General features: G+C 63.7%; 13 protein-coding genes. 3 read left to right on the top strand and 10 right to left on the bottom strand.

Annotated features, from left to right (window positions below):
• The first annotated feature begins 99 nt into the window (after nucleotides 1-99).
• From O7A05_RS11910 to O7A05_RS11900, 3 genes are all read left to right on the top strand, one after another.
• Nucleotides 100-1653, top strand: coding sequence for a cation:proton antiporter (locus tag O7A05_RS11910; protein ID WP_337093288.1), 1554 nt, complete (start codon nucleotides 100-102; stop codon nucleotides 1651-1653).
• Between the two features lie 77 nt (nucleotides 1654-1730).
• Nucleotides 1731-2648: an endonuclease/exonuclease/phosphatase family protein gene (locus O7A05_RS11905; RefSeq protein WP_337093287.1), complete on the top strand. Its 918-nt coding sequence runs from the start codon at nucleotides 1731-1733 to the stop codon at nucleotides 2646-2648.
• A gap of 7 nt (nucleotides 2649-2655) precedes the next feature.
• A complete protein-coding gene (locus O7A05_RS11900) occupies nucleotides 2656-3501 on the top strand; it encodes an EamA family transporter (RefSeq protein ID WP_337093286.1) in 846 nt (281 codons plus the stop codon).
• Nucleotides 3502-3611: 110 nt separating this feature from the next.
• On the opposite strand, the gene O7A05_RS11895 is transcribed toward O7A05_RS11900, so the two are convergent.
• The 10 genes from O7A05_RS11895 to O7A05_RS11850 form a co-directional block, all read right to left on the bottom strand.
• Complete coding sequence (locus O7A05_RS11895; RefSeq protein WP_337093285.1) at nucleotides 3612-4829, bottom strand: MFS transporter; 1218 nt, start codon at nucleotides 4827-4829, stop codon at nucleotides 3612-3614.
• Nucleotides 4830-4923: 94 nt separating this feature from the next.
• Complete coding sequence (locus tag O7A05_RS11890) at nucleotides 4924-5241, bottom strand: Dabb family protein (RefSeq protein ID WP_337093284.1); 318 nt, start codon at nucleotides 5239-5241, stop codon at nucleotides 4924-4926.
• A 10-nt stretch (nucleotides 5242-5251) separates the two neighbouring features.
• Nucleotides 5252-6880, bottom strand: a complete 1629-nt coding sequence (locus O7A05_RS11885; protein ID WP_337093283.1) for a GMC family oxidoreductase — start codon at nucleotides 6878-6880, stop codon at nucleotides 5252-5254.
• A 6-nt stretch (nucleotides 6881-6886) separates the two neighbouring features.
• Nucleotides 6887-7648, bottom strand: coding sequence for a 3-ketoacyl-ACP reductase (locus O7A05_RS11880; RefSeq protein ID WP_337093282.1), 762 nt, complete (start codon nucleotides 7646-7648; stop codon nucleotides 6887-6889).
• Complete coding sequence (locus O7A05_RS11875; protein WP_337093281.1) at nucleotides 7645-9147, bottom strand: GMC family oxidoreductase; 1503 nt, start codon at nucleotides 9145-9147, stop codon at nucleotides 7645-7647. Before O7A05_RS11875 ends, O7A05_RS11880 begins: the two co-directional genes overlap by 4 nt.
• 6 nt (nucleotides 9148-9153) lie before the next feature.
• Nucleotides 9154-10269 carry an ABC transporter ATP-binding protein gene (locus tag O7A05_RS11870; RefSeq protein WP_224589314.1) on the bottom strand — a complete coding sequence of 372 codons (1116 nt, stop codon included), beginning with the start codon at nucleotides 10267-10269 and terminating at the stop codon, nucleotides 9154-9156.
• Between the two features lie 20 nt (nucleotides 10270-10289).
• The gene (locus tag O7A05_RS11865; RefSeq protein ID WP_337093280.1) at nucleotides 10290-11234 is read right to left on the bottom strand and encodes a carbohydrate ABC transporter permease; all 945 of its coding nucleotides are present in this window, start codon (nucleotides 11232-11234) and stop codon (nucleotides 10290-10292) included.
• A complete protein-coding gene (locus O7A05_RS11860; protein WP_337093279.1) occupies nucleotides 11231-12190 on the bottom strand; it encodes a carbohydrate ABC transporter permease in 960 nt (319 codons plus the stop codon). The genes O7A05_RS11865 and O7A05_RS11860 overlap by 4 nt, the downstream gene beginning before the upstream one ends.
• A gap of 125 nt (nucleotides 12191-12315) precedes the next feature.
• Nucleotides 12316-13569 (bottom strand): ABC transporter substrate-binding protein, encoded by a 1254-nt coding sequence (locus O7A05_RS11855; protein WP_140632473.1) that lies wholly within the window; start codon nucleotides 13567-13569, stop codon nucleotides 12316-12318.
• 59 nt (nucleotides 13570-13628) lie between these two features.
• Nucleotides 13629-15140, bottom strand: coding sequence for an aldehyde dehydrogenase family protein (locus O7A05_RS11850; protein WP_337093278.1), 1512 nt, complete (start codon nucleotides 15138-15140; stop codon nucleotides 13629-13631).
• Nucleotide 15141: the final 1 nt, after the last annotated feature.

Genomic DNA, 15141 nt, shown 5'->3' with positions numbered 1-15141 from the left:
GCGAGCACTTCAAGTGCTCAATTCTTCCGGCAACACCCATTCACCAATCACCATCACTTTTGCAGTGCCAAACGCCTGGTTCCATCGCTACGATGAGCCATGGCCCTGTTCGAACTTACCCTGATCCTGCTTCTCATCGCCGTCGCGCTGACGGCGGTATCGCGATGGCTGGAGGTACCTTACCCGTCATTGCTGGCGCTTGCGGGCGTTGGGCTTGCCTTCGTGCCGGGCGCGCCGGTGATCGAGATCGATCCGGAACTGGCGCTTGCGCTGTTCATCGCGCCGGTGCTGCTCGATTCCGCCTACGACACGTCGCTGCGCGATCTGAAGCGGTACCGGCTGTCGCTCGCCCTGCTGGCGCTTGGCGCGGTCGTCTTCACCACCGTGGTGGTTGCCTTCGTCGGCTGGAAGATGGCCGGCCTGCCGATCGCGGCGGCGATCGCGCTCGGCGCCATCGTCGCGCCGCCGGACGCGGTGGCGGCAAGCGCCGTGCTCAGCCAGTTCAAGGTACCACACCGCATTACAGCCATCCTGCAGGGCGAGAGCCTTCTCAACGATGCCACGGCGTTGTTGATCTACCGGATATCGGTTTCGACAGCGGTCGGCACGCTCATGCTCAAAGACGCAGTGCCCCTCATCCTGCTTGCAACGGTCGGCAGCGTCGTGGCGGGCTACCTGTTCGGCCGGGCGTCGCTGCTGACGCTGACGCGCATCGAGGATGCGGCAAGCAGCACCGTGGTGCAGTTCGCCGGAACCTTCGCTGTCTGGATCATTGCCGACAAGCTCGGCCTTTCCGCCATCATCACCATCGTCGTCTATGCCATCACCATCGCGCGCACCGGGCCGCGCCGGATGTCGGCGAGACGCCGCGTCAGCGCCTATTCGGTCTGGGAATCGGCCGTATTCGTGCTCAACGTCTTGGCGTTCGTCCTGATGGGCCTGCAAGCACGGTCGATCGTCGGCCGACTGGCCGGCGACGGGCAAGGCGAGGCATTCGTCTTCGCCGCGACGGTTCTTGCCGTCGTCGTCGTGGCACGTCTCGTCTGGGTGGCGGGGTATGTCGCGGTCATCCGATGGTTTGCCCGCAACGACAGCGAGGAAGAAAAGCAGGATGCGCCGACGTTTGCCGGCGCCGCGCTTGTCGGCTGGTGCGGCATGCGCGGGCTGGTGACGCTGGTCGCCGCCATTGCCTTGCCGGCCGGCTTTCCTGGGCGCGACCCGATCGTGCTTGCCGCGTTCGCTGTCGTGCTCGGCACGCTGGTGCTGCAAGGGATGAGCCTGAAGGCTCTGCTGCGCTGGCTCAATTTTCCGCGCGATACGACGATCGACCGCGAGGTGGCCGAGGCGCGCGTCGCCATCATGCAGGCGGCGCTCGATGTGCTGAGCCGCAAGACCTCGTCCGCCGCCGCGGTCGTGCGTGAACAATATGAGGCGCAACGCCGGATCGCCGAAAATCCCGACGACGCGCAGGCTGCGACGGAATACGACCGGTTGCGCCTCTACGCCATCAAGCGGCAGCGCGACACGCTGGAGGAACTGCGCAGCAACGATACGATCGGCGACGAGGCCTATCACCGGCTGGAAGAGGAGATCGACTGGTCGGAACTGGCGGCGTCGCCTGCCGGAAGCTTCCAGCCGCTGACGACCTATTAGCAATTCCCGGCGGAAAACCGCTCACACTTTTCCTGGAATTGCTCTATTGCGATCATCGGAAGTAAGCCGGTTAATCAATGAAGCTGATCAGCTACAACATTCAGTACGGCTACGGCAGCGACGGGCGCTACGATCTCAGCCGCTGCGCCAGGCTGGTGGAGGGCGCCGACATCATCGCGCTGCAGGAGGTGGAGCGGCATTGGCGTCGCACCAATGAGGATGACCAGCCCGAGATCCTGTCCAGCTTGCTGCCTGACTATTACTGGGCCTACGGCCCGGCCTTCGACACGGATGCCAGCGAGAAACGCGCCGGCCGCATCGTCAACCGCAGGCGGCAGTTCGGCACGATGGTGCTGTCGAAGCTGCCGATCGTCTGGTCCCGGCTGCACACATTGCCGCTGCGGCGAACGCTGAGGCCGCTCAACACCCGCAATGCGTCACTGGAATGCATGGTCCGCACGCCGGCGGGACCGGTGCGGGTGCTTTCCTTGCATCTGGCGCATATCGCGGCCGAAGAGCGGCTGGAGCAGATCGACTATCTGCTTGCCGAGCATCGCCGCGCGCCGTCCGAGGGCGGCCCCTGGAGCGGCGCCGACGACGAGCCGCAGCGCGACTGGGCAAACGGCCAGCCGGAACCGGAAAACCCGCTGGCGGCGATCTGGCTGGGCGACTTCAACATGGAGCCGGGCAGCACCGAATACCGGCGCATCGTCGGCAATACGCCCTACCATCGCGGGGCTGCCTATATCGACGGCTTCGTCGATGCCGCGGCCGTCGTCAGCGAGTCCGGGCCGGACTTCCATACGCACGAAAAGGTCATCGACGGCAGGCTGGCGAAACGACGCCTCGATCATTGCTTCGTCGGCGGCATGCTGGCCGGGCGCGTGCGTTCGGTTAGCGCCGATGTGGGCGAGGTGGCTTCCGACCATTTCCCGCTCCGGGTGGATATCGATCTGGAAACGCCGGGCGTCGCGTCAGGCCTGGCGGGCAGGTGAGGCAGGCATGACGCTGTTCGTCTTCCTGGTGGTGCTTTCGGCGGCGGCCATGCATGCGATCTGGAACGCGCTGGTCAAGGTCCATCTCGACCGCTTCCTGTCGATCACGCTGATGACACTCGGCATGGGCTTTGCGGCGCTGTTCGTGCTGCCCTTCGTCGAGGTGCCAAAGGCCGAAGTCTGGCCCTACATCACCGCCTCTGTGATCTTCCACATGGGATACCGGACCTTCCTGATCGGCGCCTACAAGGCGGGCGATTTCGCCCAGACCTATCCGCTGGCGCGCGGTACCGCGCCGCTGCTCTCCGCACTCGGCGGCATCGTCTTGGTCGGCGAGGTTCCGGCGCCGTTCGCCATACTCGGCATCGTGCTTTTGTCGGCGGGCACGCTGGTCATGTCGTTCCGCGGCGGGGCGCATCTGGAGAAGCTCAACCTGCGCGCGGTCGGCTTCGCGCTCGGCACCTCGATCTTCATCGCCAGCTACACGCTCTCCGACGGCAGCGGTGCGCGGCTCGCGGCAACCGCGCAGAGCTACGCCGCCTGGCTGTTCGTCTGCGATGCGACGTGGGCGCTCGTGCTGTGCATCTTCTTTCGCGGGCCGCAGTCGCTTCCTGTGCTGGCGCGCGACTGGAAAGCCGGGTTGTTCACCGGCGTGCTCAGCGGCGCGGCCTATTGGATCGTGATGTGGGCGATGACCAAGGCGCCGATCGCCTCGGTCGCCTCGCTGCGCGAAACCTCGATCCTGTTCGCCATGCTGATCTCCGTGCTGGCGCTGGGCGAGAAGATGACCGTCTGGCGCGCTGCCGCGGCGCTCGGCATCGTTGCCGGCGTCGCGGCGCTCAGAATGGGATAGAGCGGTTCGCCGTTTCACGGAAACGGCGAACCGCTCTATCTCTTGTCTGACGCAATTCCGGACGGAAAACCGTGTGACACTTTTCCTGGAATTGCTTCGGCAACTGATCGTCAGCCGAGCACGGTCATCACCTGGCCACGCTTTTCCGGACTGAAGCGGATGACGACGATGATGCAGACGGCGACCACGCCGGCAAACAGGGCCAGCGCATAACCATAGCTGCCTCCCGGCGCTTCGGCGATGCCGGCCTGGTAGGGGCCGCCATAGTATGCCGCCAGATTACCAGCCTGGTAGATGAACCCGGGCAGTGTCGCCCGCACCGAGCCCGGCGACAATTCGTTGAGATGCACCGGAATGACGCCCCAGGCGCCCTGCACCGCCACCTGCATGATGAAAGCGCCGATCGCCAGCATGAAGGGCGTGGTCGTGTAAGCCCATAGCGGAATTGCCGGCAGGGCGATCACGCAAGCGAGCGTGATGGCGTTGATGCGGCCGATCCTTTCCGACAGCGCGCCGAAGACCAGGCCGCCGACGATGGCGCCGATATTGGCGACGATGGTGATCCAGCTCACGGTGTGCGGATCAAAGCCGTGCTGCTTCTTCAGGAAGGTCGGATAGAGGTCCTGCGTACCATGGCTGAAGAAGTTGAAGAACATCATCAGCACCACGGCATAAAGCGCGATGCGCCAGTGCTTCCGCAGCGTTTCGAGGAGGCCGGGCCGTGTCTGGGCGCGGCCCTCGACGAAGGCCGGCGATTCCGGCACATGCGAGCGGATGAAGAGCACGATCAGCGCCGGCAGGAAGCTCAGGAGGAACATCGCGCGCCAGCCGAAGGTGAAGTCGCCGATCTTCTGCCCGTAGAGCAGGCCGTAGACCACCGCTGCCAGCAGATAGCCGGCCGGATAGCCGCATTGCAGAATGCCCGAGACCGTGCCGCGCGCGCTTGGTGGAATGGATTCCATGGCAAGCGAGCTGCCCAGACCCCATTCGCCTCCCATGGCGATGCCGAACAGGGCACGCAGCGCCAGGAATATGCCGAGATTGGGCGAGAAGGCGGCTAAAGCGCCGATCACCGAATAGCTCACGATGTTGAGCATCAGGATGGGCTTGCGGCCGTATCTGTCGGCAAGCATGCCGAAGAAGAACGCGCCGATGAACCGCGTCGCCAGCGTCAGGAACAGCGCTTTGGAGACGGCCGGAACGTCGGTCTGGAACTCAGCGGCAATATCGGTGAGCAGGAATGTCAGAAGGAAGAAATCAAAAGCGTCGAGCGTCCAACCGAGGAAGGATGCGATTACGGTTTTCTTCTGCTCAGTGGTGAGGTTCAAGGCAGTCCTCCTTTTGCATCCCGCAAACTGAACGATATGTTCCGGGGCAGGCAAAAGAGAACGGGACAGCTGCCGGATTTGAGCCGGCGAGCGGTCACATTTGCGTCACCTCCAGATCGATCACCATCAGCCCATCGGTGCCGCCTTGGAGGGCGGCGACCAGACGGGCGCCGGCGCGCTGATGCGCTTCGTGTACCAGATAGGCGTCACGGGCGGCGGCATCGCGGAAATCGATGGTGAAGCCATGGCTGAAGCCGCGCGCAAACGGCCCGAGACTGACATTGGCGCTGAACTCGACCTTGCCCATGCCGTCGATGACCGTGCGCAACGCTTCGAGATCGACATGGATTGCCACGCGCTCGGTTTCAGGAACGTCGTCGCGAAAGCGGACAAAGACGCAATGCCGTATCATCGTTGATGCCTCATGCCGCCTGGTTGCCCTCGAACACGGCCGGCGGCAGCGGCTCGCGGCCGAGGATGAGGTCGGCACCCTTTTCGCCGACCATGATCGTCGGCGCGTTGGTGTTGGAAGAGGGGACGCGCGGCATCACCGACGCGTCGCAGACGCGCAGGCCTTCGATGCCGCGCAGCCTCAAATCCGGCGTAACCACAGCCATGGCGTCATGGCCCATTCGGCAGGTGCCGACGGGGTGATGATCGGTCTTGGAAGAGCGGCAGGCGTAGTCGAAGAGGTCCGCGTCGCTTTGAAGATTTGGCCCGGGCAGCACCTCGCGCAGCACATAGGGCTGCAGCGCCTTCTGCCGCATGATCTCGCGCGCGAGCCTCAGCCCTTTGATCGACATGTCGCGATCATAAGGGTCCGACCAGTAGTTCGGATCGATCAGCGGATGGTCGGCCGGGTCGGCGCTCTTCAGCCGCACCGTGCCGCGCGAGCGCGGGCGCAGGAAGGCGGAGTTGAGCGTCACGCCCGGATTCTTCAGCTTCTCGACGCCGGCTTCGATGCCGGAGCCGAGGCCGAGATGGAACTGGATGTCGGGCGAGGCGGCCGTCGGGTCGGCGTACCAGAAGCCGCCGGTCTCGAACAGACTCGAGGCGACCGGCCCCTTCTTGAGCAAGAGGTATTGCAGCCCTGCCCATAGCGTGCGGTGCAGCTTGGCGTAATTGTCATAGGTGTGATCGCCAGTGCATTCGGCGATGACGAACAGGTCGAGATGATCCTGCATGTTGGAACCAACGCCGGGCAGGTCATGTACCGGCGTGACGCCGACCGATTTCAGATGGTCGGCCGGGCCGATGCCCGATTGCATGAGGAGCTTGGGCGACCCGATCGCGCCCGATGAGACGATCACCTCGCGTTCGGCGCGCAGGATGGTCTTTTCGCCGCCCGGTTTGTCGACGATCTCGACGCCGACGGCGCGGCCCTTCTCGACGACGACGCGGGTGACGAGCACGTCGGTCCTGACCGTCAGATTCTTGCGGGCGCCGATCGGCTTCAGATAGGCGACGGAGGCCGATGAGCGCCGCGCGTTCTTCTGGGTGAGCTGGTAATAGCCGACGCCTTCCTGGCTCGCGCCATTGAAGTCGGGGTTGAAGGGTATGCCCATCTCCTGGCCTGCGCGGAAATAGGCCTCGCAGATCGGCAGCGGCGAGATCGGGTTCGACACGCCGAGCGGACCTTGGTCGCCGTGATAGTCGTTGGCGAAACGCTGGTTGTTTTCGGCACGCTTGAAATAAGGCAGCACATCGCGATAGCCCCAGCCGGTCAGTCCCTCTTCCTTCTCCCAGGCGTCGTAGTCGCGGGCGTTGCCGCGCGTGTAGATCTGCGCGTTGATCGACGAGCCGCCGCCGACCACCTTGGCCTGCGTGTACCAGAAGGCGCGGTCCTTCATGTGCTTCTGCGGCACGGTCGACCAGCCCCAGGAGGCGATGCCCTTGGTCATCTTGGCAAAGCCCGCCGGCATATGGATCAGCGGATGCCAGTCCTTGCCGCCGGCTTCCAGAAGCAGGACCGAATTGCCCGGATCCTCGCTCAGCCGATTGGCGAGAACGCAGCCGGCCGGGCCGGCGCCAACAATGATGTAATCAGCCATTGTTCCTCACAAGCGTGGCACGGAGAGCGCGCCGTCGACATCGATGACCGATCCTGTCGAAAAGCCGAATTTTCCGGAGGCAAGCGCGGCCACGACGGCGCTGACGTCGCCGGCCTCACCCCAGCGTTTTGCCGGCACCAGGCCGTCCTCGATCAGCGCGTCATATCTGGCGGAAACGCCGGCTGTCATGTCGGTGCGGATGATGCCCGGCCGCACCTCGAACACGCCGATATTTTCGGGTGCGAGCCGCAGCGCCAGGTTCTTCACCCACATCGAAAGCCCGGCCTTGGAGATGCAGTAGTCGGCGCGTTCCGGCGAAGCCATGGCGGCGCTCACCGAAGTGATGGTGATGATCGACTTGGCGGCGTTTGCGGGTGCCGCAAGCATGGCCTTGGCGACGGCCTGGCTGAGGAACACCGTGCCGCGCAGGTTGATGTTCAAGGCGCGGTCGAAATTCTCCGGCTTCAGCTCCAACAGATCGCCGCGCACCATGGCGCCGACGCCGGCATTGTTGACCAGGCAGTCGATGCGGCCGAAGGCGTTGATTGCGGCTTCGACCAGCCTCGAATGACCAGCGATGTCGGCAATGTCACATTGGGCATAGGCAAATTTCGCGCCGCGCGTATTGATGTTTTCGGCAAGTCTAGCCGCAGGCTTCTCAGCGAGATCAGCGATCAGAATGTCGAAACCGGCATCCGCCAGCGCTTCGACGCAGGCGAGCCCGATGCCGCGCGCGCCGCCGGTGACGATGGCTGCCGGGCGGGTCATGCGGCAAGTTCCGTCTTGAGGATGTGGTCAGCAACGCGCAGCGCCTGCGCCGCGATCGACAGCGCCGGGTTGACCGCGGCCGAGGTCGGCAGGAAGCCGGCGTCGACGACGAACAGGTTTTGATGGTCCCAGGCGCGGCAGTAGGGATCGAGCGGCGATGTTGCCGGGTCGTTGCCCATCTTCACCGTGCCGCATTGGTGCGAGGGCGTGCGCTTGTCGAAGGGCCGCGACAGCACGATCGGATAACCGCAGGCGCGAAGGTTCTCGCGCATGACCTTGGTCAGGCCGTCCAGCGACTGCATGTTGGAGCGCCGCCACTGCATGACGATCTCCTTGCCGTCGACCATGATGCGGCTTTCAGGATCGGGCAAGTCCTCGCACATCAGGTACCAGTCGACGGCATGCCGGGCCATGAAGTCGAGCACGAATTTCGGCATCGTCTTCACATTGGCCTTGAGCATGTTGCCGTCGATCTTGCCGAGCAGCTGCACATTGCCGAGCGGCTTGCCGCCTTTGCCGTCCGACAGATAGTAGTCGTTGAGCATCAGCGTCTTCTGGTAGACGCTATCGTTGCGGCGGCGCGGATCGATGGCCAGCATCGCGCTCGAATTGTGGTTCATGAAATTGCGTCCGACCTGGTCGGAGCTGTTGGCGAGGCCCTTGCCCGTCGCCGACGGCGAGCGCAGCAGGATGGCGGCCGAATTGATCGCGCCGGCCGACAGGATGACGAGCTTCGGCGACAGCGTCTTCTGTGCGCCGTTTTGTGTGTAGTGAATAGCGGCGATCGATCTGCCGTCTGGCGTGGTTTCGAGCCAGTCGACATGCGCGCCGGTCTCGAGGCGGATGTTCTTGTCGGTAAGCGCGGCCGCCAGCGGTCCGGTCTGGGCGTCAATCTTGCCCTGGCCGGTGTTGGGGAAGGCATCCCAGCCCGTCTTGCCTTCCTTCAGCCAGGTCTCGATGTCGACGCCGAGCGGCAGCGAAGCGGGGTGCAGTCCAAGGCTCTTCAGCTCGGCGCGGGCGCGCGCGATCGGTGGCTCGTCCGGCACCGGCTTGAAGGCATATGGGATCGAATGGAACGGCTCGGTCGGGTCTTCGCCCAGCGTGCCGCGCACGCGAAAAAGCTGCTCGGCCTTCGAATACCATGGCTCCAATTCGTCATAGGAAAACGGCCAGGCCGGCGAGACGCCGCCGAAATGCTCGAGCTCGGAAAAATCCTCCTTGCGATAACGGATCAGGACCGCGCCGAAGAACTTCGAATTGCCGCCGACATAGTAGTAGTTGCCGGGGTTGAAGGCAGCGCCGCTAGCCTCGCGCCACATCTCCTTCGGCCGGTAGTGCTCGTCGATGAAGATGGAGCGCGTCGAGCGCGCATGCGGCGTCGCGGGCAGCGGTTCGCCGCGCTCCAGGATCAGGATCGAGGCGCCGCTGCCGGCCAAGCCGGAGGCGATCGTGGCGCCGCCGATGCCGGAGCCGATGATGACGATATTCGGGTTTGCCATAGCTTTTTAAAGAATGCGCTTCTCGGTCGCCGGGTCGAAGAACACCGCCTTACTGAGGTTGAAGGCCAAGGGCGTGCTGGTGCCGGGCTGGATATTTGCATCGGCCCTCAGCCGCGCCACCACGCCCTTGCCGCCCAGATTGGTGACGGCGAAAGTGTCGGATCCCGCCGGCTCCACCACTTCGATATGGCAGTCGGCTGTGGCGATATTCGAAGCGTTGCGTTCCGCACCTTCCGGGTCGGTCAGGGCTTCGGGGCGCACGCCGAAGATCACCGGCTTGTCCTTGAAGGCGGCAAGACCTGAGGGCGCGCCGGACATCGGCAGCACGATCGGCTGGCGCGCCTCGCGGTCCAGCACCACCGACAGCCCGCTGCCATTGGCGTCGATCTTGGCCGGGATCAGGTTCATCGCCGGCGAGCCCATGAAGTCGGCGACGAAGATGTTGGTGGGGTTGTTGTAGATCTCGGCCGGCGTGCCGAATTGCTGCACCTCGCCGTCGCGCATCACGGCGATCTTGGTCGCCAGCGTCATCGCCTCGATCTGGTCGTGCGTGACATAGACGATGGTCGTGCCGGTGGTGGCATGCAGGCGCTTGATCTCGATGCGCATGTCGACGCGCAGCTTGGCGTCGAGGTTCGAGAGTGGCTCATCGAACAGGAAGAGTTTCGGGTCGCGCACCAGCGCCCGCCCCATGGCGACGCGCTGGCGCTGGCCGCCGGAAAGCTGACTGGGCTTGCGGTTGAGCAGATGGCCGATCTGCAGGATCTTCGCCACCTTGTCGATCGCCGCCTGGCGCTCTGCCGCCGGCACGCCGCGCATCTCCATGCCGAAGGCGATGTTGCCGGCAACCGTCATGTTCGGGTAAAGCGCGTAGCTCTGGAACACCATGGCGATGTCGCGCTTAGAAGGATGCAGGTCGTTGATCGCGCGACCGTCGACGCGGATCTGGCCCTCGGTGATCTGCTCCAGTCCGGCAATGGTGTTGAGCAGCGTGGACTTGCCGCAGCCGGACGGGCCGACCAGCACCAGGAAGCCGCCCTTTTCGAGCTCGACATTGATGCCCTTCAGGATCTCGACATTCCCGAAGCGCTTCTTCAGCCCATCAATTTCCAGAAAAGCCATGGTCGTTCCTTCCGAATTGGTCAGCCCTTGACCGCGCCGGCCATCAGCCCGCGCACGAAATAGCGGCCGGCGACGACATAGACGATCAGGGTGGGGAGCGCGGCGATCATCGCCGCCGCCATGTTGACGTTGTATTCGACCACGCCGGTCGAGGTGTTGACGACATTGTTCAGCGCCACCGTCATCGGCATCACGTCGCCGGAGCCGGCATAGGCGGAGGCGAACAGGAAGTCGTTCCATATGTTGGTGAACTGGTAGATCACCGTCACAACGATGATCGGCAGCGAATTGGGCAGCATGATGCGCCGAAATATCTGGAAGAAGGACGCGCCGTCGACCTGTGCCGCCTTCACCAACTCGGTCGGGAAGGCTTCGTAATAATTGCGGAAGAACAGCGTTGTGAAGCCGAGGCCGTAGACCACATGGACGAAGACCAGGTTCACGGTCGAATTGCCGAGACCGAAGTTGAACCCGGTCGCGTTCTGCAGGGTGACACCAAAGCGGCCGAGGCTGCCGAGGATCGTCGCCATTGGCAACAGCACCGACTGGAACGGGATGAAGCAGGCGAACAGCATCATGGCGAAAACCAGCGTGTGGCCGCGGAAGCGCCATTTGGTCAGCACATACCCGTTGAGGGCGCCGAGCAGCGTCGAGATCAGCACCGCCGGCACGACCATCTTGATGGAGTTCCAGAAATAACCCTTCATGCCGACGCAGGTCAGGCCTGAGCAGACTTCGCTCCACGCCTTTATCCATGGCGCGAAAGTCGGCGCATGCGGCAGCGACAGCATGTTGCCGTTCTGGATCTCGTCCATGGTCTTGAACGAGGTGACCAGCATGACAAAGAGCGGCATCAAATAGAAGATCGCGAACAGCACGAGCAGGCCGTAGATGACGATGCGGTTGAGTGTCCTGGCGCGCGCGCCGCTTGCGGCCTGGCTGGCGGGTGAAGCGACGGCGCTCATCGCGACTTCTCCCTGAGCTCGGAATAGAGATACGGAACGATGATGGCTGTGATGGTCATCAGCATGATCACCGCGCTTGCCGAGCCGACCGCCATTTCGTTGCGCTTGAAGGTGAACTCATACATGAAGTTGGACGGCAGCCAGGCCGAGCCGCCGGGGCCGCCGCTGGTCAGCGCCACGACCAAGTCATAGGACTTGATGGCGAGGTGCGCGAGCACGATGAAGGCCGACAGGAAGACGGGCCGCAGCAGCGGAATGACGATGCGGCGATAGAGCTGGAAGCTGGACGCGCCATCGATCTGCGCGGCCTTCATGATCTCGCCGTCGATGCCGCGAAGGCCGGCCAGGAACATCGCCATGACGAAGCCGGACGCCTGCCAGACGCCGGCGATCACCACCGTGTAGATGACGAAATCCTTGTTCTTGATCCAGTCGAAATGGAAGCTCGTCCAGCCCCATTGGTGCAGCGTCTGCTCCAGCCCGAGGCCGGGATCGAGAAACCATTTCCAGGCGACGCCGGTGACGATGAAGGAGAGCGCCATTGGGTATAGATAGATCGGCCGCAGCACGCCTTCGCCGCGGATCTTCTGGTCGAGCAGGATGGCCAGGAACAGGCCGAGCGCCAGACAGATCAGGATATAGAGGAAGCCGAAAATGCCCATATTGGTGATCGAGGTGTACCAGCTCGAAGGCGGGTCGCTCTCGAAGGTCCAGCGCCACAGCCGCTGATAGGCCCGGGCGCCGGTTATGTCGTAGGACGGGAAGGTTTTGGAATTGGTGAAGGACAGGTAGATCGTCCACAGGATGAAGCCATAGACGAAGACGATCGTCGCCGCGAAGCTTGGCGCCAACACGATCTTCGGCAACAGATCCTGCAGCCACGAACGGACCGTCGCGCCGGGACGAGCGTCGTGCTCCGGTGTCAGCTTGATCTGGGTTTCGGCAACTGTGCTCATCGGCTCATCCAGTACCGGTTGGTAGGAACCCGCACGGCGCGAAAAAGCGCCAGGGTCTGTCCCGCACCTTTTGTCGACGGGAGACCTCCCCCGCCGAAGCGGGGGAGGGTTGCTTCAAGCCAAACCTACTTGGCGTCGTCGATCGCCTTGACCAGCTCGGTCACGGCCTCGTCGGAGGTCTTGATCTGACCATGGACGAACTTCGACACGACATCCTTGTAGGCGTTGGCGACGGCTGGCGGGGCGCCGTAGCCCTGGGCCAGCGAGCCGAACAGCGTGCCGCCTTCATTGGCCTTCTTGAGGTCGGCGATGCCCTTCTTGCCGCAAGCGTCGAAGTCGGTGTCCGGCACGTCGGTGCGGGCCGGGACCGAACCCTTCACCACGTTGAAGGCCGACTGGAAGCTCTTCGACAAAGTGGCGGTGGCCAGAGCGACCTGGGCGGCCTTGCGGTCTTCCGGAACATTGAACATGCCGAACATGTCGGAGTTGTAGATCACCGAGCCGTCGGTGCCCGGGAAGCGATAGCACAGGAAGTCGGTGCCCGGGGTCTTGTTGGCGGCGTGGAACTCGCCCTTGGCCCAGTCGCCCATGACCTGAACCAGCGCATCGCCTTTGATGACCATGGCGGTGGCGAGGTTCCAGTCGCGGCCCGAGAAGTTCGGGTCGACATATTTGACGAGCTTGGCAAGGTTGTCGAACGACTTCTTCATCGTGTCGGACTTGAGCGACTCCTCATCGAGGTCGTTCATCGCCTTCTTGTAGAACTCCGGCCCGCCGGTCGACAGCACGACGGAGTCGAACATGGTCGCCTCCTGCCAGTTCTGGCCGCCGAGCGCGAGCGGGATGACGCCGGCCGCCTTGGCCTTGTCGAGCAATGCCACGAAGTCGTCGAAGGTCTTCGGCTCGGTGCCGCCGATCTTGTCCATCACCGCCTTGTTGATCCACAGCCAGTTGACGGAGTGGACGTTGACCGGAGCGGCGACCCATTTGCCGTCATAGACGGAGAACTTCTGCAGGGCGGCCGGAACCGACTTGTCCCAGCCTTCCTTCTTGGCGGTCTCGGTGAGGTCGCCCATGACGCCGGCAGCGGCATAGTCGAGCACGGTGTAGCCGAGCATCTGAGAGGCGGTCGGATAATTGCCGGCCGCGACCATCGCCTTCAGCGCGGTCATGGCGGCGTCGCCGCCGCCGCCGGCCACCGGCACGTCCTTCCAGGCATAGCCTTCCTTGGCCAGATCCTGCTTCAGCACGTTCAGAGCAGCCGCTTCGCCGCCCGACGTCCACCAATGCAGCATCTGCACTTCCTTGACGTCCGCGGCATGCGCCGAGAACGCAAAGCTCGTCGCAAGAGCCGTTCCGATAAGCAGTTTGCGCAACATGTACTACCTCCCTTGTTGCATTCACAGAACCGGCGGGATGGCCGCCGGGGTCTCCCAACTCAGCCGACCCACCATCCGGTGCGCTGGCCGCGATGAAACTGGATAGTCTTTTCCTCGGTATAATCCTCGACGGCGCGTTTGCCGAGTTCGCGTCCGAGACCGGACTGCTTGTAACCCCCGAAGGGCAGCTCGGGGTAACCTTCCATGAACGTGTTCACCCAAACCGTCCCCGAACGCACACCGCGCGCCACCGACATGCACGTGTCCATGCCGGCGCTCCATACCCCTGCAGACAGACCATAAGGCGTGTTGTTGGCAATGTGCAATGCCTTTTCAATCGTTTCAAAAGTGAGCAGCGATAGCACCGGCCCGAACACTTCCTCACGGGCAATCGCCATATCCTCCGTGACGTTACGGATGATGGTCGGATCGAGATATTGGCCGGCATTGGATGCAAGCCGGGCGCCGCCGGTGAAAACGCTGCCGCCGTCGGTTTGCGCCGCTGTTACATAGCCTACTACCTTTTCCATATGGTCGGCCGAGATCATCGCGCCGACCTTGGTGCGGTCGTCGAGCGGATCGCCGACACGGACCTTCCGGGACAGCGCCGCGACCATATTGAGGAAGTCATCGGCGATCGCCTCATGCACGATCAGGCGGCTGCCGGCATTGCAGCATTCGCCGGCATTGAAGAAGCCGCCGAACACCGCGGCATCCGCCGCCGCTTCGAGGTCGGCGTCGGGGAAGACGATCTGGCCGTTCTTGCCGCCGAGCTCCATCGAGATCTTCTTCAAGGAATCGGAAGCGGCCGCCATGGTTATCTTGCCGACGCGGGTCGAGCCGGTGAAGGAGACCATCTCGACCAGCGGATGGCTGACCATCGGCGCGCCGACATCGGCGCCAAAGCCGGCGAGGATGTTGACGACGCCGGCCGGCAATCCGGCTTCGAGCAGGATGTCGCCGAGCACGAAAGTGGAAGCGGACGTCATCTCGCTGGGCTTCACCACCGCCGTGCAGCCGGCAGCGAGCGCGAAAGGCAGCTTCTGGCTGACGATCAGGAAGGGGAAATTCCACGGCGTGATGATCGAGACGACGCCGATCGGCTCGCGCAGCACCACGCCCAGCATGGAATCGCCCAAATTGGCGTAGCTCTCGCCATGCAGCGTGCGGGCAAGCGAGGCGGCATAGCGCCAGATGTCGATCGCGCCACCGATCTCGCCGCGCGCCTGGGCGATCGGCTTGCCGGATTCCAGCGCGTCGAGGCGGGCGATCTCTTCCAGCCGGGTCTCGATCAGGTCGGACGCCTTCAGCAGAACCGCCGCGCGTTCCGACGCCTTCATGCGCGGCCACGGGCCGGCCTCGAAAGCCTTGTGCGCGGCCAGCACCGCCGCCTCGATTTCCGCTGCGCCCGCTTGCGCATAGCGGGACACGACAAAACCGTGGCCGGGGCTGGCGCGTTCGATGCTGCGGCCGTCGCGGGCATCGACATGCTTGCCGTCGATCAACAGCTTATAGGCCTTTGGCGCTTGGGATGCCTCAGCCGGCATGGCAATGTTGAGTGGTGCGTTCATT

The organism is Mesorhizobium argentiipisi (SeqCode), assembly GCF_037179585.1.
Lineage (GTDB): Bacteria > Pseudomonadota > Alphaproteobacteria > Rhizobiales > Rhizobiaceae > Mesorhizobium > Mesorhizobium argentiipisi.
Note: the sequence above shows the minus strand (reverse complement) of the source record. Positions and strands in the feature narration are given on the sequence as shown.

Excerpts from the sequence above, each read along its gene's own strand:
- O7A05_RS11910 (WP_337093288.1), top strand. The coding sequence starts at position 100 with ATGGCCCTGTTCGAACTTACCCTGATCCTGCTTCTCATCGCCGTCGCG.
- O7A05_RS11905 (WP_337093287.1), top strand. The coding sequence starts at position 1,731 with ATGAAGCTGATCAGCTACAACATTCAGTACGGCTACGGCAGCGACGGG.
- O7A05_RS11900 (WP_337093286.1), top strand. The coding sequence starts at position 2,656 with ATGACGCTGTTCGTCTTCCTGGTGGTGCTTTCGGCGGCGGCCATGCAT.
- O7A05_RS11890 (WP_337093284.1), bottom strand. The coding sequence starts at position 5,241 with ATGATACGGCATTGCGTCTTTGTCCGCTTTCGCGACGACGTTCCTGAA.
- O7A05_RS11885 (WP_337093283.1), bottom strand. The coding sequence starts at position 6,880 with ATGGCTGATTACATCATTGTTGGCGCCGGCCCGGCCGGCTGCGTTCTC.
- O7A05_RS11880 (WP_337093282.1), bottom strand. The coding sequence starts at position 7,648 with ATGACCCGCCCGGCAGCCATCGTCACCGGCGGCGCGCGCGGCATCGGG.
- O7A05_RS11875 (WP_337093281.1), bottom strand. The coding sequence starts at position 9,147 with ATGGCAAACCCGAATATCGTCATCATCGGCTCCGGCATCGGCGGCGCC.
- O7A05_RS11870 (WP_224589314.1), bottom strand. The coding sequence starts at position 10,269 with ATGGCTTTTCTGGAAATTGATGGGCTGAAGAAGCGCTTCGGGAATGTC.
- O7A05_RS11865 (WP_337093280.1), bottom strand. The coding sequence starts at position 11,234 with ATGAGCGCCGTCGCTTCACCCGCCAGCCAGGCCGCAAGCGGCGCGCGC.
- O7A05_RS11860 (WP_337093279.1), bottom strand. The coding sequence starts at position 12,190 with ATGAGCACAGTTGCCGAAACCCAGATCAAGCTGACACCGGAGCACGAC.
- O7A05_RS11855 (WP_140632473.1), bottom strand. The coding sequence starts at position 13,569 with ATGTTGCGCAAACTGCTTATCGGAACGGCTCTTGCGACGAGCTTTGCG.
- O7A05_RS11850 (WP_337093278.1), bottom strand. The coding sequence starts at position 15,140 with ATGAACGCACCACTCAACATTGCCATGCCGGCTGAGGCATCCCAAGCG.